The sequence below is a fragment of the Variovorax sp. WS11 genome, assembly GCF_010499245.1.
Classification (GTDB): Bacteria; Pseudomonadota; Gammaproteobacteria; order Burkholderiales; family Burkholderiaceae_C; genus Variovorax.
On record NZ_JAAGOW010000005.1, the window covers coordinates 181,762 to 198,211 of the forward strand.

Consider the following 16,450-nt stretch of genomic DNA (forward strand, 5'->3'; position numbering starts at 1 on the left):
TCACCACCAACAGCATGCAAACGAGGGCCTTCAGGGTTCTGGCCACGTTTCACCCTTCGCGCAGATGCAAGGAGGGCTTTCGCGATGACTTGGCATCCGTGTTCTCCTGGCTCGCCTGACGCTCTCGGATTGCTTGCGCTCGGTATCGAAAGATCCTTTCCTTGAGGCCCGGGCGCGCTGCCGACTGGACCAGCGCGAGCATGTCGGCAGCGGCTGCGCCAAACGAGTCCCGCTCCAGGCTTGCAGCACGAACTCTCCGATGGGTCTCCGGCTCAAGTCGTAGCTGCTGTTGCAGCAAGCGTTCTTGCGCCTCGCCGATCTCCGCCCCCCATTTCCGGTCGTTCGCTAGTCCACCCGAAGTGGCCTCTTCCGCGGAAATGACTCGTCCGCTGCAGATCCATTCGCGTGCGCGCGAGGCACCGACCAATTTCGCCAGTCTCCCTGTCCCCAGGACCAGCCCGAAGCCGGCGCCTGGAAAGGCGAACGAGGCATGGTCGACAATCCAGCGATACTCGCACGCTGCGAACAGATCGGCGCCAGCGCCCACGACCCTTCCCTTCGCGAGGGCCAGCGTGGCGAACGGCGCTGTGTGAAGTCGTTGCAGCAGCAGTTCCAATCGAACGAAGCGCGCAAGGAGACTGTCCTCGGATTCAGCATCCAGCCCGGACAGATCGAATCCAGTGCAGAGACTCTTGCCCGCTCCTTGGATGACGACCAGACGGCTTCCGTCGGCCTCCGCGGCCGCAAGGGCAGCGTCGAGTTCTTCGACCAGCGCTGCGGAGAGCGCGTTGCCGACCGCGGGACGATCCAGCGTCAGGATCGTGAACTCACCCTCACGCGATACGGCGAGCGAAGTACCTTTCATGCGCCCTCCCCGGCCCACAGGTTCGGCACCCGATCGCCCGAGTAGCCTGAGACGAAATCCTTGGCCGCGCCGTCACCCATCGCGAAGACCTGCCGACGGATCCGGCCGATGTTGCCGCCGTACACATGAACACTGATCGAGACGCGGTCCGGATAGGCGTTTCGAACCTGGTGGACATCGCCAATGGACGGCGAAACCAGTGCGACCATGCCTGGTTCGAGCCGTTCCTCCTTCCCAAGAGGCCGCGGTGGTTGCCCGGATTCACCGATGCCAAAGGCTTGACCCAGCTCGGCGCCCCGCAGCATGCCGATGGCACCCCAGACCGTATGGTTGTGAACCGGTGTGAACTGACCGGGTCCCCAGACGAAGCTGACGACCGAGAAGCGGTCCAATGGATCGCCGTACAGGAGGTACTGCTGATAGAAGTCGGGATGGGCTCGAGCGAAGGCTTCGGGGAGCCAGTCGTCCTTCGCGACCAGTTCGCGCAAGAGGCGCTCCACCTCGGGCACAAGCTGCGCTTCGCCCCACCCCTGGCGAGCCACCGCGTGTGTCATGGCCCGGACGAAGCGAAGCAGCTTGCCGCCCTCGTGTGGGCTCGGCGGTGCGAGACGCGAAGACTGCATGGCGGATGGGCTGGACATTTCAGGACTTCAGGTGCGTGCTGACCGCGTCGAGAAAAGGCAAGGGGTCTTCGACGTGCGGGATGTGGGCGACGGGCAGTTCCAGGTGACGCGATCCCTGGATCGCACTCGCAATGGAATTCGACGCCCCGGCCGGCATCGCCATGTCGTTCTTGCCTGAGATGACGAGCGTCGGAATCCGAATTTGCTGGAGCTCCTTCAGCAGATCGACGTCCCGGATCGCGGCACAGCAGCCTGCGTACCCACGTGGGTCCACCTGCAGGAAATGCTCACGAATGGTGGCGAGCTGCGGCGAGTCGGCAGCGACAAACTCCGGTGCGAACCAGCGCTGCATGGTTCCACTCACCAGCGGCTGCAAACCCTTTTCTCGGGAGATGCGGATGCGCTCCATCCAGATGGCCGGATCGGAGCTCGCAGCCGTGTTGGATACGACGAGCTTGTTCACTCGGCCGCTGCGCGCTGCGAGATGAAGGCCGATCATGCCGCCGATGGAAACGCCGACGAAGTCGAACGCCGCGGCACCGCCGGCATCGGCTGCACGCAGGACATGCAGCGCCAGTTCCGGCACCGTCCACGCGGCCTTGGTACCGCTCACGTCCGATGCGCCGTGCCCGGGAAGATCGAGCCGGATGACATGGTGGTCCTGCATCAGCCGCGGGACGATCCCGTCCCACAAGCTGGTGTCGCTTCCCAGGGAGTTCGCCAGAACGAGCGCGGGCGCGTCCGGGTGTCCGTCCGTGCGCCAGAACACGCGCGCACCTTCGACATCGAGATATGGCATGCGGGTCCTCAATCCACCGAAATGCGGCTCTTTGTGATCACGTCGCGCCACTTCACGATCTCGGCGGAGATCAGGTTGCGAAATTCATCGGGCGATCCAGCCACGCTTTCCGAGCCGACGCTGGCGAGCTTGGCAATCACGTCGGGCTGGCGCAGCGCATTGACCGATTCCGTGTTCAGCTTGCGCACGATCGCATCGGGCACGTCGGCGGGGGCCAGCAGCCCATACCAGCCGCGCACCTCGTAGCCTGCCAAACCCGATTCCTGCAGCGTCGCCAGTTCAGGGAGGTCGGGCGCTCGCTTCGGCGACGTGACGCCAAGGGCTCGCAGCCGTCCTGACTTGATGTGCGGCAGTACCAGCACCAGGTGATCGATCGAGAAGGTCACCTCGTTGGCGATGAGCGCGGTGACGGCGGGTGCGGCGCCCTTGTAGGGCACGTGCGTGCTTTCGACTCCGAGCTGCTGCTTCATCAGCTCGACGCTCAGATGCTGGGGCGTGCCCGCCCCGGCCGATGAATAGTTCGTCGAAGCGCCGGTCGCCTTGAGCATGGCCTTGAGATCCGCAAAGGTCTGCACGCTGCTCGACGCGCTGACGCACAGCACCAACGGCGTCGCTGCGACCATGGTGATGGGTGTGAGGTCCTTCAGCGGGTCGTACCCGAGGTTCTTGTAAAGCGTGACGCTCGGCGCGAGCGGGCCACTGGCGCCCATCAGCAGCGTGTAGGGGTCCCCGCGCATGGCACGCGCCACGTAGGAAGTGCCGAGGTTTCCGCCCGCTCCCGGCTTGGCTTCCACGATCACGGGCTGGCCCATCGAGCGCTGGAGTTTCTCACCCAGGGTGCGCGCCAGGATTTCGACCAGGCCGCCCGCCTGGTACGGGGAGATGATGCGGATCGCGCGGTTGGGGTAAGCCTCGTTGCCCCAGGCCGCGGGGAACGCTGAAACCGCCGCGGCGGCGCTCGCGCACCCCAGGATCTGGCGTCGGGTCGGATGCATGTCTTGTCTCCTGAAGCGTTATCGATCGGGCGCTCATTCCGGCTGAAGCACGAACTTCAGCCGGGTTTCCTTGGTCACGATGCCCCCGCGTTGACCCGGCTCGAGGCTGCCGTACCGCGCGGCGAAGCAGGCCGGCAGGCTTCGCGCACTCGGCGGCGCGAGCCATAGCCTCAACAGGTGGCGCTTGCGCTCCGGTTCGGGCCAGTCGTCGAAGTCCGTTCGGGAATGCAGGATCTGGTGGTTGTGCAGAAATTGCATGTCACCCGGCAGGAAGTCCATGTCCAGGCGCAGCGCGGCATCGTCCGCCAGCGCATCGAGGTAGTCCAAGGCTTCAATCTCGACGTCGGTCAGCCGTCGTGCTTCGGCAAAGTTTTCTTGCGCCGACCGGATGTACTGTCCGACGTAGATGGTGGTGAGCTGGCGATCCAGCCAGTTGAAAACCGGCACTTCGAACCACGGCCTCATTCCTGGGGGAACTTCTCCCCGGCGATCCGTTGGAAACGCGTGGAAGAGCTGCGCGACGAGGTCGGGCCGGCGTGCAAGCATCTCGTTGAACAGCGTGACGGAGCTGACGATCCGGCTTTCGCCTCCGGACTTCGGCGTCTTCAGGCACAACAGGCCCACGATGTCGCAGGAGTCGGTGTGGTAGTCGAGCCTGCGCGTGGTTTGGTAGTAGCGTGTGCCCTTCTCGCGAATGTCGAGGCCCAGGTCCCTGACATGGCCCAAGAGATGGCCCTTCGCGTTCTGCGAACGAAACGTTCCAAGGTAGGAGCCGATTCCGAGATAGGCGATCGCGGCCTGTTCGACGCTGTAGCGATCGACAGGAATTCCGCGAAGGAGCGCGAAGCCAGGGCCGTGCAGCAATTGATGCTGGAGCAGGTGCTTCAGCCGCGCACCCAATCGCGGGAGGCGGAAGGTTTCAGGCGTGATGTCCCCGAGCGCGAGCCTCGACTGACGCACATGACCCACAGCCGCGTCGATCTCCGTGAGCTCGTCGTCCGAGAGCCTGAAGAGCCATCTATCGGGCTCGGCACCCATGTCCCGGCCCTTCCATGCGGTCGGCCCACCGATACGGGCCGGTGGGGTGTCAAGGGGCGGCTTCGTCAGTTCAGCTTCCATGTTGTCTCCAGTCGGGCGCATTCCGCCTCAGGGCAAAGACTAGAAGTCAACCAGCAAAAAAACAATTGAAACTTTGCGAACTACTATTAGAGTAATTCGAATGAACGTCACCTTCAAACAGCTGCGTGCTTTTGTCGTGCTGGCGCGCGAAGGCAGCTTTGTGCGTGCCGCGGAGCGTCTGCACGTCACGCCGCCAACGCTGACGGCCGCCATCAAGACGCTGGAGGAGGCGGTCGACCTGCGGTTGTTCGATCGATCGACCCGGTCGGTGTTGCTGACCGGGCACGCCCGGAGCTTCCTGCCGGTCGCCGAACGATTGCTGGAGGACCTCGATCGCGCGTTGGGCGACCTGCACGAGAAGGTGTCGCTGCACACCGGGTCTGTGGTGGTGACCGGTGCGACCTCTTTTCTGTCATATGTGCTTTCTCCGGCCGTGGCGAGGCTGGCGATCGCGCATCCAGGCGTACGGGTGCGCCTGAACGAGGCCGCAACGGAGGCAGCGCGCAGAAGCGTGCTCGATGGCGAGGCCGACTTTGGCGTGACGACGCTGCATGAAGCCGATCCAGCGCTCGATGTCATGCGTCTGGTCTCGGACCGGTTCGGCGTGCTCTGCTGTCGCGATCACGCCTTGGGGAAGCAGGCCTCACCGCTCAGACTTCAGGACCTGGCATCGTGCACATTCGTCGGACTGAGCAAGATCAACGGAGTGCAAACCATCGTTGATGCGGATCGTCGCTTCCCGGAGGCCGCGCGCCGGCCTTCCTACGAAGTCTCCGACGTCCCCCTGCTCGCGCCGCTGATCGAACGCGGGCTGGGCATTGCGCTTCTGCCGGCGATGGCGGCGCGCAGCATCGCCCGCCGGTCGCTGGTCTTCCGACAGCTGGCCCCCAACATTCAACGCCATCTCTACTTCATCACGCCAAGGGGGCGCAGTCTTGCCCCCGCCGCTCACGCACTCGTCGAGATCATGCTGGACGAATTGGCACGGCTGCCGGCGGATCCGCTGGTCTCCGTCAGCCGAACGTCCTCTTCGGCGTTGCGATTCGACGCTTGAGCCCCCTCTGAAAGCCCGAGGAAGGCTCGACCTTCATCCGGCATTCCTGCGCTTGCGCTTGGCCCTGGGCCGCCCGCCTCACGCATGCAAGGAGCCAGAGCAGCGCGGGGTCTGCTTCATAGCGCCCGTGCCACACGAGGTACAGGGACGCCGGTTCGATTGAGAACGGCAAGGTGTGCACGCTCAGATCGAAGGCCCGCGCGAAACCGCCGCCCATCCTGTCAGGCACCGTGCACAGGTACCCCGTCTGCGCTGCCGTTGCGAGCATGGCGTAGTAGGTCTGGACGGAGGCCCCGACGCGGCGCCGCAAGCCCAACTTGGACAGGGCGACGTCGATCCTGTTGGTTCGAGAGTCCAGCCTGAAGACGACGTGCGGCCGGTCGAGGTACAACGAGAGCGGCATCTCGGCGGAAGACGGCGCCTCGGCTTTGCGGATCATCGTGACGAATCCGACATCGGCCAGGGGCTCGCAACGAATGCTGGCTGCATGAAGTGGCCTGCGGGAGATCGCCAGGTCAAGGTCGCCCGATTCCAGCAGTGCCTCGGTCGCATCCAGGTCCGGGGTGGGCACGCTGTGGATCGCCACGCTCGGCGCCTCCACGCTGGCCAGCTGCAGGATTCTCGACGCCAGCCAACTCTCGACCAGATCATTCGTGCCGAGCCGGAACTCGACATCCGCCGTTGCGGGATCGAAGGCCGAGCGAACTCTGAGCGCGCCGGCGATCTGCTGCAACGCGGCCTGGACGGGGCCGATGATCTCGGCAGCCATCGGTGTGGGCACCAAGCCGGCCCGGCCGGCCACGAACAGGGCGTCTCCGAGCCGCAGCCGCAGCCTGCGCAGGGCATGGCTGACCGCCGACTGGGTCAGAGCCAGACGATCGGCGGCCCTGCTGACGCTCCTGGTCTCCCATACCACCACGAACACCGACAGGAGATTCAAGTCCAGCGCTTGAATGTTGAACCGGCTCATAGGGTGTACGCGCTTGTCCTTCCTCTGCTTCCAACAGTCCCAAAATCTGGGATCATGATCCTGCAGTTCGGCAATGGTGGCGATGTGACGCCACGCTGTCAACCTGGATGTTGGAGGGTGGCGCCGCTAGCTTCGATCGAGCAGCGGCATCACGTAGCGACCGAAGATCGAAGCTTCCTCGTCATGGGGGAAGCCGGACAAACAGAAGCCGGAACATCCCGCTTCGACGAACTCACGCAACTGGGCGGCCACCTGGTCGGGGTTGCCGACGACTGCAATCCCCGATCCTGTGCGCACGTCCGAAATGCCTGACCATAGATGTGTCGTCAATTTTCCGTCCTTCAGCGCTGCGAGCTCACGCTGTCGGGCATTCGCGACCGAGTCGAATCCCGTCCGATTGGCGTCCATCCGGGCCTTGCGAGCTTCGGAGTTGGCCACCAGCCTGTGGGCAGCGTCCCAAGCCTCGGCTTCGGTCTCGCGGCAGATGATCTGCAGGCGCATCGCGAACTGGAGCTCGTTCTCACGCCCGTACTTCGCCGCGCGCTCGCGCATCTCCTTGATCTGCGTCGCGATGCGTTCCGGGAAGTCCCCCCAGAACAGGTGGGTCGACGAGAACCGGGCTGAGATCTCGGCGGCGAATTCGGAACCGCCGCCCAGAAAGAACGGGGGGCACCCGGTCATGTTCGGAAGGATCGAGGGATGGTGAATCTGGTGGAACTTGCCGGAGAACTCGACGCTGCGTTCGGTCGTGAGGCGCTTCAGGAGCATGACCTCCTCTGCGAGTTGCTCATATCGGGTTTCTTTTGACTCCGACTGACCTTCTGCGCGGGCATCCTCCGCACTCTGGCCGGCGATGAGATTGATGTAGCAACGGCCGCCGCCTGCGATCTGATCGAAGGTGGCGACCATCTTGGCCAATGCGACCGGGTGGACGAACCCCGGCTTGAGCGCCACGAGCATCTTCAGCTTTCGGGTGCGCGCAGCGAGGTACGTCGAGATGATCCACGCATCCCAGCAGTCTTTGGTGGTCGGCACGAGCGCATAGTCGAAGCCCGCCTCCTCGGCGTCGCGCGCAACTTTCTCGAAGTGGTCCAGCGAGAACTTGACCTCTGCATCCGCGGCGAAGGATGCCCTGTCGCCGTGCGTGGGGATGAACCAGCCCATGGACAATTTGCCGGGCTTTGAACCTTGATTGATCACTGTGTCTCCTTCAAGCGTTCGGTTGGAGGAAAGGGTCGCAGATCTTGCCGCGATAGAAGACCAACGGGTCCTTCTGGCCCGAAGTGAATGAATGCACCTCGCCGACCATGATGACGTGGTCGCCGCCTTCATAGCGGTGGGCGATGCGGCACTCGAACACCGCAGCACAGCCGGGGATGACGGGCACCTCGGCGTAGCCGCGGCCGCAGCCGAGACCCGCGAACCGGTCGATCCCCTTCGTGGAAAACTGCTTGCAGACGTGTTCCTGGTCGGAAGCCAATACGTGGACTGCGAATGCGCCAGTCTTTGCAAAGGCTTCCGCGTTGGAAGACTTGCGGTCCAGGCTCCAGAGAATCATCGGGGGGTCCAGCGACACCGAGTTGAAGCTCGTGGCGGTGAGTCCGAAGTCCTGGCCCTCCGAGGAGCGGGATGTGACCACGGTGATGCCGGTCGCGAACGCGCTGAGCGCACCGCGGAACTGCTTGCTGTCATGAACTGCACTCATCTTCTTGCCTCCAGTGTTGATAACGACATTCCGGAAATGGCCGCACCGGATGGGTGAGCCGTGTGCCTTGCATTGCGCAGAGGCCTTGTCGCCAATGTAGGTGCGGGTAGAAGACGAAGAAAGTGAAATCGACGGACCTGCCCTATGAACCAGGTTCATATGCACGAGCGGCAGCGCAGGGCAGAACCAGCGCAATCACGCGCCTTTGCGCTCGACGTGGTGACCGAAGCGCCGGTCAGGCGGTTCTCGAGATCAGTGCTCGCGCGGGGAACTGCGTGGCCCGCCGTGGGTTTTCGCCTGAGTGACCTTGGTATGCCCGAGGCTGGTGCTCAAGGCGTCGGCAACTCGCACGACGGCCGGCGCCAACTCTTTCATGCGCGCGATGGAGAGTCGATCTAGCGGGCCGGAGATGCCGAGGGCTGCAACCGGGCGGTCGAAGCCATCGAAGATCGGGGCAGCCACTCCCCCCACCCCCTCGCGCCATTCACCGCGATTGACGGCGTAGCCAAGGCGCGCCGCCCTGGCCAGTTCAGTCCTGAGGACGCTGCGGTCAACGATCGTCGCCGGTGTGAACCGCGCGAGCTTCTTCGGCAACGTGTCCAGGATGGGATCCGGCTGCACGGAGAGCAGCGCCTTGCCGGTGGCCACTGCGTGCGCCGGGGCCCGGCCACCGATCATCGAGTAGGCGCGAATCGGCTGGATGCTGTCGATCTTGTCGATGTAGATCACCTCGACGCCCTCCAGAACGGAGAGATGGATCGTCTCGCCGGTCTCCTTCGCCAATGCAGCCATGTGGGCAGGTGCAACCTTGCGGACATCCATGCCTGCCAACTGGCGAACTCCCAAGGCGAACATCTTCATCGTGCTTCGATAACCGCCGTTCTGCGCGTCCCGCTCGACATACCCCGCATGGATCAAGGTCTGAAGAGTGCGATGGGTATTGCTGCGGGTCAGCCCGATGCGGGCGGCCACGTCATCGATGGTGCGAGATTCGCCTTCCATGTCTGAGAGGATCTCCAGCACCAGAAGTCCCTTGAGCAAGGTCTTGTCCATGCACCCCGTTCCTAAGATGTGGGATCTGAGACTACCATGCAAGCCGTCGTGCTGTCGTAGCTCTGGGGCGAGACGTATGGCAGATGGGCTGCCGGCAGGTGCCGGGCTCGATCACTGACCCGCAGGCGCGCCGCCGGCCGACGACAAGGACCGAAGCGGGCCCAGGATCTCGGCGTTGTGTTCGCCCAAGGCGGGCGGCCTCCGGTGGACCGGCAGGTTTTGATCGTCCATTCGGATCGGCGAGAGAAAGGTCCGGGTTTTCACCCCATTCGGCAGTTCCAACGGTTGAACCCAACCCATGTGATCGACCTGTGGGTCCTGCAGGACTTCGGAGTAGCTGTTGATCGGGGCACATGGAACGCCCGCTTGTCGGAAGCGCTCCAGCCACGTGGAGATGTCTGCATGAACGAACTCCTTCTCCAGCACTTCCAGCAACGCATCCTGATGCTTCGCACGCAGCGTCGGCGACTGGAACCGATCGTCCTGAGCCAGGTCGTCCCGCCCCAGGGTTGCGCACACCGCTTTCCAAAGCGCATTGTTGCCCGCAGCCATGCCGAAGTAGCCATCCCGGCAGCGGAACACGCGGTAAGGCGCGTTGCGCGGGTGCGCAGATCCGAGTTTGTCAGGATCTCGCCCGCTTCCGAAGTATTCGGAAGTCTGGAGTGCCGCGATCCCCAGCGTTGCGCCCAGCATGGGGATGTCAAGATGAGTTCCGAGGCCGGTCCTGTCAGCGCGCCGCAATGCCGCAACAATGCTGAAAGCTGCATAGAGGCCCGCCGAGAAATCAGCCAAGGGCACGCCGCACTTGACAGGCGCGCCGCCCCGCTCCCCGGTGACGCTCATGATGCCGCTCATCGCCTGGATCGTCAGGTCGAATCCGCCTTCCTGTGAGCGTGGCCCGCTCTGACCGTAGGCCGATATGGAGCAGTAAACCAGTTTGGGGCTGCGTTCCTTCAGGGCTCGGTAACTCACGCCTAGGCGCTCCATGACACCTGGCCGGTTGTTTTCGACAAGCACGTCGGATTCGGCTGCGAGGTCCAGGAACATCTCGCGGTCAACCACGTTCTTCAAATTGAGTGTCACCGAGCGCTTGTTGCGGTTGAGCGACGCGAAGTTCTCGCTGTATCCGTCGCTGATCGGCGGCCACGTGCGCAGCGTATCCCCACCATCCGGATTCTCGATCTTGACGACGTCCGCGCCCATGTCGGCCAGAAGCAGTCCGCAAAATGGACCGGCCGCGACGTTGCAGACCTCAAGCACACGGATGCCGTCTAGCGGAAGGTGAGAAGTATTCATGTCAAGACGCCTTCAGGATGAAATCGCATGCTAGACATCGTGAAGCTTCATGTCAAGAAATGGGATTTATATCCCATATCTTGTTTATGTCGAATGTGTCCGGGTCAAAGAGTGTTGATCGAAGTTCAGATCGCAGACTTCATCCTTCAGGGCGCAGCTACCCGTAGGCCAAGCCCCGCGCAAGCCGCCGATCGACACCTCTTTCGCAGTGCTATAGAATGCGAACGATTCTCATCTAGGCCCCGAAAAACTCACGCAAGCCCTTTGCTGCTACCGCCGGATCACTCGCCTCGCGCATGCGCGGCACGGTCGGGCCGGCAGGCCAGTGCGAGGGTGGACGCAGGGGTCCAACCATCGACACTTGCGGGAAGGCGGCGGCATGCGCGACTTGATCCAGGAGCTGGTAGAGCATTGCGCGGACCTGCGCCGTCAGCTGACGCGCGACCTGAAGGACCCCCACTACGCGGCCGACATCGCGCAGTCGAGCTTCGAGCGCGTCTATGTGCAGGCCATCGAGACACGCGACGGCGGCTCGGCCCAGGCGCCGGCGAGGACTGCGATCGAGTCGCCGCGTGCGCTGCTCTTTCGCGTGGCACGCAACCTGTGCATCGACGATGCCCGCCGCCGCAAGGTGGCGCAGGACTGGGTGCATCGCCATGCCGGCGCTGGCCTGTTCCCGACCACCCCGTCGAGCGAGTACTTCGCGGCGCAGCACCAGGTGCTGGCACGGGTGGTGGAAGCCATGGAGCAGCTGCCGCCGCGCCGGCGCGAAGTGTTCCTGCTGTTCCGTGCCTATGGCTACACGCGAGCCGAGATCGCGACGCGGCTGGACATCACGGAGATGGCGGTGGCCAAGCACCTGGTGCGTGCGGCAATCGACTGCTCCCGCGTGTTCGCCGAGCTGCGCGCGGACCTGATCGAGCCCCAGTTCATCCAGGGCCGCTCCGGCTTCGATGCGCGACTCGCCGAAGACCTGTCCTGAGACCACGACGATGACCAGCGCCTTGCAGGAGCGGCTAGTCGAGCAGGCGCTGACGCTGATCGTGCGCGCCGACGTGGCGCCGGACGGTCTTGCCGACCCTGCGCGCAAGGCGCTGGGCCGGTGGGGCGGCCGGTCCGCGGAACACGCCGCGGCGATGCAGGAGGCACGCCGGCGCTGGGACGCGCTCGGCGGCATGGCCGGCGACCTGCGCGCACGTTTCGACGAACCCCAGCCACAGGCCGCCACGCGTGATCCCATCGCCACGCGCGGACGGCAGCGCCGCAATCTCCTGCTGTCGATCGCCGGCCTCCTGGGCACCGGCGTGCTGGCCGGCCGCGGCGCCTGGTGGTACTGGCAGCAGCCGGTCTTCACGGCCGCCTACGAGACCCGCACGGCGCAGATGCTGAAGCTGGCGCTGGCGGATGGCGCGGGCGGCGCCGCCGGCAGCCAGCTCGAACTCGCGCCGCTGAGCGCCGTCAAGGTGCTGCTCTACCGGCAGCGCCGCGTCGTCGAGATGGCGCGCGGCGAGGTGCGCTTCGAGGTGGTGCGCGACCCGGCGCGCCCCTTCGAGGTCCGCACGCGCGAGGCGCGCATCGAGGTGATCGGCACGGTCTTCACCGTGCGCGACCGCGGCGGCGCCATCACGGTCGGCGTGGAGCACGGCCACGTCCGCGTGAAGCTGCAGCAGCGCGGGGCCGAGGATGCATCCGGCACCCCGGACGCCGGGATCGATCTTCTCGCCGGCCAGGTCCTGGACATCCTCGATGGCCGGGCCGAAGCCGTCCGCACGTCGGATGCCGCCGCCATGTCGGCCTGGCGCGACGGCTGGCTCGTCTTCGAGAACGCGCCGCTGGGCGAGGCGCTGGCGACGATCAACGCGTACCGCGCCACGCCCATCGTGGCCGCCGATGCGCGCGTCGAGGCGCTGCGCCTGACGGGACGCTTCCGCGCGAGCGAGTCGGCAGGCCTGGTGGCCGCGCTGCCGACGATCCTGCCGCTGACCGCCGCCTCCCGCCCGGACGGCAGCGTGGAACTGCGCGCGCGCTGAGCAGCCGCGAACGAACCCGCCGCGGCCCGCCTCGCGCGCAGGCCGCGAAGCCGGGTGTCTCTGTTTCGCGCAGTCGAACGTCTTACTGATGAAGCACCCGCCCCCGCAACCCCGGCCGGCTCGGGCGCGGAATCAGGAATGCCTCTCATTTGTTTCTCTTCATTCAACCGCCGATCCATGTCTTTCCCTCGCCAACACCTGCTGAGCGCTGCGCTCGCCACCGCATTCGGCGCTGCCGTCACCACCTGGGCCTCCGTGGCCGCCGCGCAGACGCCGGCGCCCGCCGCCGCCCAGGTCTTCGACGTCAAGCTGCCCGCGCAACCGCTCGCGGCCGCGCTGAATGAGCTGTCCCGCCAGACCGGCGCCCAGGTGCTCGCCGCGGGCGAGGTGGTGTCGGGGGTCAACGCACCCGCGGTGTCGGGGCGGCTGACGCTGCAGCAGGCCCTGGATGCGCTGCTGGCCGGCAGCGGCCTCATCGCCGTGCGCAACGGGCCCTCGCAGGTCACGATCCAGCGCGCCTCGGGCGCTGCCGCCGGCGCCTCGCTGCCCGCGGTGACGGTGCAGGCCACCTCGGACGCTGCCACCACCGAGGGCACCGGCTCCTACAGCACCCGCTCGACCGGCGCGGCCACGCGCATGGGTCTGTCGCTGCGCGAGACGCCGCAATCGGTCAGCGTCATCACCCGGCAGCAGATGGACGACCAGAACCTCACCACGCTGACCGACGTGCTGCGCCAAACGCCCGGCGTCGTGGCCGACCGCCTCGACGAGCGCGTCAAGTTCACCTCGCGCGGCTTCGAGCTCAGCAAGATGATCGACGGCGTGCCCACGCTGTCTTTCAACAGCGTGGCCGGCGAGGCCAGCATGCTCAGCACCGCCATCTACGACCGCGTGGAAGTGATCCGCGGTGCCGCCGGTCTGCTCAACGGCGTGGGTGATCCGGGCGGGGCCATCAACCTGGTGCGCAAGCGCCCGGGCACCGAGTTCGCCGGGTCGGTCAGCCTCGGCGCGGGCTCCTGGAACCGCTACAACACCGAGGTCGACCTCGGCGGCAGCCTCAACGAAGCCGGCACGCTGCGCGGGCGCGTGGTGGGCTCCTTCACCGACGGCAAGAGCTTCATCGACTACAAGAAGCAGCGCGAAGAGGTCTTCCACGGCATCCTCGAAGCCGACATCGCGCGCGACACGGTGCTGGCGGTCGGCTACGAGCGGCAGAAGACGGGCATCAAGGGTGCCAACTTCGGCCAGGCCCCGCTCTTCTACAGCGACGGCACGCGCACCGACCTGCCGCGCTCCTTCAACTCCAGCACGCCCTGGAGCCAGTGGGACATGACCACCGACCGGCTGTTCCTGAACCTCGAGCACCGCATGGCCAACGGCTGGAAGATCAAGGCCGACGCCTCCTACACGGAGAACCAGCGCGACCGCATCGGCGGCGACATCTGGCTGTGGCCTTCCTCGGTGGACCGCCTCACCGGGGAAACCCTGCTCGACCAGGGCAACAACCCGGCCAAGGGCACCAACAAGGCACTCGATGTGTTTGCCACCGGCCCCTTCGAGCTGCTCGGCCGCACGCACCAGGCCAGCGTCGGCTTCAACCTCAACCGCTACGACTACTGGGTGTACGGCAGCAACTCCGTGCCGAGCTCCAGCGATCAGGTCCTGGTGAACATCAACTCCCTGCGCTGGGTGCCCCAGCCGGCCTTCGTGTACCCGGCCTTCCAGTTCGGCGAGCAAGTCGAGGAAAAGGCCATCTACGGCTCCACCCGCCTGCGCCCCACCGACAAGCTCTCGGTGCTGCTCGGTGGCCGCATGAGCTGGTACACAAGCAATGCCTGGTCAGGCAACGTCAGCGACGGCGTGGGCGGGCGCACCTGGGCCACGCCGACCAAGGAAAACAGTGTCTTCACGCCCTACGCGGGCATCGTGTACGACCTGAGCAAGGAGTACTCGGTCTACGCCAGCTACACCGACATCTTCCAGCCCAACACCGCGAAGGACGCCAGCAACAACGTGCTCGACCCGCGCCGCGGCAAGAACTTCGAGCTCGGCATCAAGGGCGAGCACCTGGACGGCAAGCTCAACACCAGCTTCGCCGTCTTCGAGACGAAGGAAGACAACGTGGCGGTGGTCGACGAGGGCGCCCTGCCCCTGCCCGACGGCACCATCCCCAGCCGCGCCGTCCAGGGCGCGCGCAGCAAGGGCTTCGAGTTCACCGTGGCCGGCGAGATCGCACGCGGCTGGCAGGTCATGGGCGGCTACACCTACCATGCCAAGCGCGACGCCGAGCACGAGCTGCTCAACACCACCTACCCGCGCCGCCTGCTGCGCATCGCGACCAGCTACCGCCTGCCCGGCGAGTGGAACAAGCTCACCATCGGCGGCAGCATCGCCTACCAGAGCGGCATCTACTTCGACGACTACTACGGCCTCGGCCGCGTCACGCAGGGCGGGCTGACGCTGATCGGCCTGATGGCGCGCTACGACTTCAGCAAGCAGCTGAGCGGCTCGCTCAACATCGAGAACCTGAGCGACAAGCGCTACTACGCCGGCCTGGGCGGCTACAACGGCTACACCTACGGGGCGCCGCGCAACGTGTGGGTCAAGGTCAACTACAAGTTCTGAGGCCGCGAGCGCCGACATCCCGATGCGACAGTTCCTCCTTCTCCTGCACCGGTGGGCGGGCCTGCTCATTGCAGGGTTCCTGTTCATCGCCGGTCTCACCGGCGCGCTGATCTCCTGGGACCACGAGCTCGACGAGTGGCTCAACCCGCAGCTCAACCAGGCGCGCGCGCCGGGCCCTGCCCTGTCCTCGCTGGAGCTGGCGCGCCGCATCGAGTCGCGCCATCCCGGCGTGCAGGTGAGCTCCATCCCGCTGGCCGCCGAGCCCGGCCACGCGCTGGTCTTCGGGGTGGAGGGCCGCATCGACGCGCGCACCGGCCGGCTCCTCGAGCCCGGCTTCAACCAGGTCTTCGTCGACCCCGCCTCGGGCGAAGAGCTCGGCCGCCGCGAATGGGGCGCCGTCTGGCCGCTGGGCCGCGAGAACTTCGTCTCCTTCCTCTACGTGCTGCACTACAGCCTGCACCTGCCCGCGTTCTGGGGCATCGACAAGTGGGGCGTGTGGCTGATGGGCGTGATCGCGCTGGTGTGGACGCTCGACTGCTTCACCGGCTTCTGGCTCACGCTGCCGATGCCGCGCCGCCCCGGCACGGCCGCCGCCACCGCCGCCCGCACCGGCTGGTGGAAGCGCTGGAAGCCGGCGTGGAAGCTGCGCTGGCGCAGCGGTGCCTACAAGCTCAACTTCGACCTGCACCGCGCCACCAGCCTGTGGACCTGGGCCTTGCTGTTCGTGCTTGCCTTCACCGCCTTCTCGCTGAACTTCTACCGCGAGATCTTTTTTCCGGCGATGTCGCTGGTCTCCAAGGTCACGCCCACGCCCTTCGACCTGCGCACGCCCACCGCGGCCGACAAGCCGATCGTGCCGCGCATCGACTACCCGCAGGCGATCGGCATCGCGCAGCAGGAAGCCGGGCAGCGCGGCTGGCCGCAGCCCGCGGGCTCCGTCTTCCACGCGCGGCAGTTCGGCGTGTATGCGGTGCAGTTCTTCGATCCCGAGGACGACCACGGCAGCGGCGGCGTCGGCCATCGCACGCTCTATATCGACAGCCTGGACGGCCGCCTGCTCGGCGAGCGCGAGCCCTGGAAGGGCACCGCCGCCGATCTCTTCGTGCAGGCGCAGTTCCCGATCCACTCCGGACGCATCCTGGGGCTGCCGGGCCGCATCCTGATCTCGGCGATGGGGCTGGTGGTCGCGATGCTGAGCGTCACCGGCGTGGTCATCTGGGTGCGCAAGCGGCGGGCCCAGGCGGAGGCGAGCCGGCTGCAGCGCGGTGCGCGTGGCATGGTGCACGGGTAGAGGCGCCAAGGAGGCGCCTTCGCAG

Annotated in this window: 15 protein-coding genes; 5 read left to right on the forward strand and 10 right to left on the reverse strand. The window is 65.8% G+C overall.

Translation table 11 applies throughout. From position 1 onward, the window contains the following. Positions 1 to 49: 49 nt before the first annotated feature. The 5 genes from GXN78_RS35510 to GXN78_RS35530 form a co-directional block, all read right to left on the reverse strand. Entirely contained in the window at positions 50 to 865 is an 816-nt protein-coding gene (locus GXN78_RS35510; protein WP_106560477.1) for an enoyl-CoA hydratase/isomerase family protein, read from the reverse strand. After that, positions 862 to 1,419, reverse strand: coding sequence for a cysteine dioxygenase (locus GXN78_RS35515; RefSeq protein WP_239143142.1), 558 nt, complete (start codon positions 1,417 to 1,419; stop codon positions 862 to 864). Before GXN78_RS35515 ends, GXN78_RS35510 begins: the two co-directional genes overlap by 4 nt. 88 nt (positions 1,420 to 1,507) lie before the next feature. Next, on the reverse strand, positions 1,508 to 2,287 hold the full coding sequence (locus tag GXN78_RS35520; protein ID WP_106560475.1) for an alpha/beta fold hydrolase: 780 nt from the start codon (positions 2,285 to 2,287) through the stop codon (positions 1,508 to 1,510). Positions 2,288 to 2,295: 8 nt separating this feature from the next. Beyond that, entirely contained in the window at positions 2,296 to 3,282 is a 987-nt protein-coding gene (locus GXN78_RS35525; RefSeq protein WP_106560474.1) for a tripartite tricarboxylate transporter substrate binding protein, read from the reverse strand. A 33-nt stretch (positions 3,283 to 3,315) separates the two neighbouring features. Continuing rightward, positions 3,316 to 4,401 carry a TauD/TfdA family dioxygenase gene (locus tag GXN78_RS35530; protein WP_106560473.1) on the reverse strand — a complete coding sequence of 362 codons (1,086 nt, stop codon included), beginning with the start codon at positions 4,399 to 4,401 and terminating at the stop codon, positions 3,316 to 3,318. A 100-nt stretch (positions 4,402 to 4,501) separates the two neighbouring features. Here GXN78_RS35530 and GXN78_RS35535 point away from each other — a divergent pair, with 100 nt between their 5' ends. Next, positions 4,502 to 5,455 (forward strand): LysR family transcriptional regulator, encoded by a 954-nt coding sequence (locus GXN78_RS35535; RefSeq protein WP_106560472.1) that lies wholly within the window; start codon positions 4,502 to 4,504, stop codon positions 5,453 to 5,455. Here the strand turns inward: GXN78_RS35535 and GXN78_RS35540 are convergent. The 5 genes from GXN78_RS35540 to GXN78_RS35560 form a co-directional block, all read right to left on the reverse strand. Continuing rightward, entirely contained in the window at positions 5,415 to 6,425 is a 1,011-nt protein-coding gene (locus GXN78_RS35540; RefSeq protein WP_106560471.1) for a LysR family transcriptional regulator, read from the reverse strand. The two genes, GXN78_RS35535 and GXN78_RS35540, sit on opposite strands and share 41 nt — an antisense overlap. Before the next feature lie 126 nt (positions 6,426 to 6,551). Next, positions 6,552 to 7,589: an LLM class flavin-dependent oxidoreductase gene (locus GXN78_RS35545; RefSeq protein WP_106560470.1), complete on the reverse strand. Its 1,038-nt coding sequence runs from the start codon at positions 7,587 to 7,589 to the stop codon at positions 6,552 to 6,554. A 46-nt stretch (positions 7,590 to 7,635) separates the two neighbouring features. Next, positions 7,636 to 8,325, reverse strand: coding sequence for a flavin reductase family protein (locus GXN78_RS35550; RefSeq protein ID WP_239143114.1), 690 nt, complete (start codon positions 8,323 to 8,325; stop codon positions 7,636 to 7,638). A gap of 57 nt (positions 8,326 to 8,382) precedes the next feature. Beyond that, a complete protein-coding gene (locus tag GXN78_RS35555) occupies positions 8,383 to 9,183 on the reverse strand; it encodes an IclR family transcriptional regulator (RefSeq protein ID WP_106560468.1) in 801 nt (266 codons plus the stop codon). Between the two features lie 111 nt (positions 9,184 to 9,294). After that, complete coding sequence (locus GXN78_RS35560; protein WP_106560467.1) at positions 9,295 to 10,479, reverse strand: CoA transferase; 1,185 nt, start codon at positions 10,477 to 10,479, stop codon at positions 9,295 to 9,297. 379 nt (positions 10,480 to 10,858) lie between these two features. On the opposite strand from GXN78_RS35560, the gene GXN78_RS35565 reads away from it, so the two are divergent. From GXN78_RS35565 to GXN78_RS35580, 4 genes are all read left to right on the forward strand, one after another. Next, the gene (locus tag GXN78_RS35565) at positions 10,859 to 11,461 is read left to right on the forward strand and encodes an RNA polymerase sigma factor (RefSeq protein WP_106560466.1); all 603 of its coding nucleotides are present in this window, start codon (positions 10,859 to 10,861) and stop codon (positions 11,459 to 11,461) included. A gap of 10 nt (positions 11,462 to 11,471) precedes the next feature. Continuing rightward, a complete protein-coding gene (locus tag GXN78_RS35570) occupies positions 11,472 to 12,509 on the forward strand; it encodes a FecR domain-containing protein (RefSeq protein WP_106560465.1) in 1,038 nt (345 codons plus the stop codon). 177 nt (positions 12,510 to 12,686) lie between these two features. Continuing rightward, complete coding sequence (locus GXN78_RS35575) at positions 12,687 to 15,134, forward strand: TonB-dependent receptor (RefSeq protein WP_106560464.1); 2,448 nt, start codon at positions 12,687 to 12,689, stop codon at positions 15,132 to 15,134. A 22-nt stretch (positions 15,135 to 15,156) separates the two neighbouring features. Then, a complete protein-coding gene (locus tag GXN78_RS35580; protein ID WP_106560463.1) occupies positions 15,157 to 16,425 on the forward strand; it encodes a PepSY-associated TM helix domain-containing protein in 1,269 nt (422 codons plus the stop codon). The last annotated feature ends 25 nt before the right edge of the window (positions 16,426 to 16,450 follow it).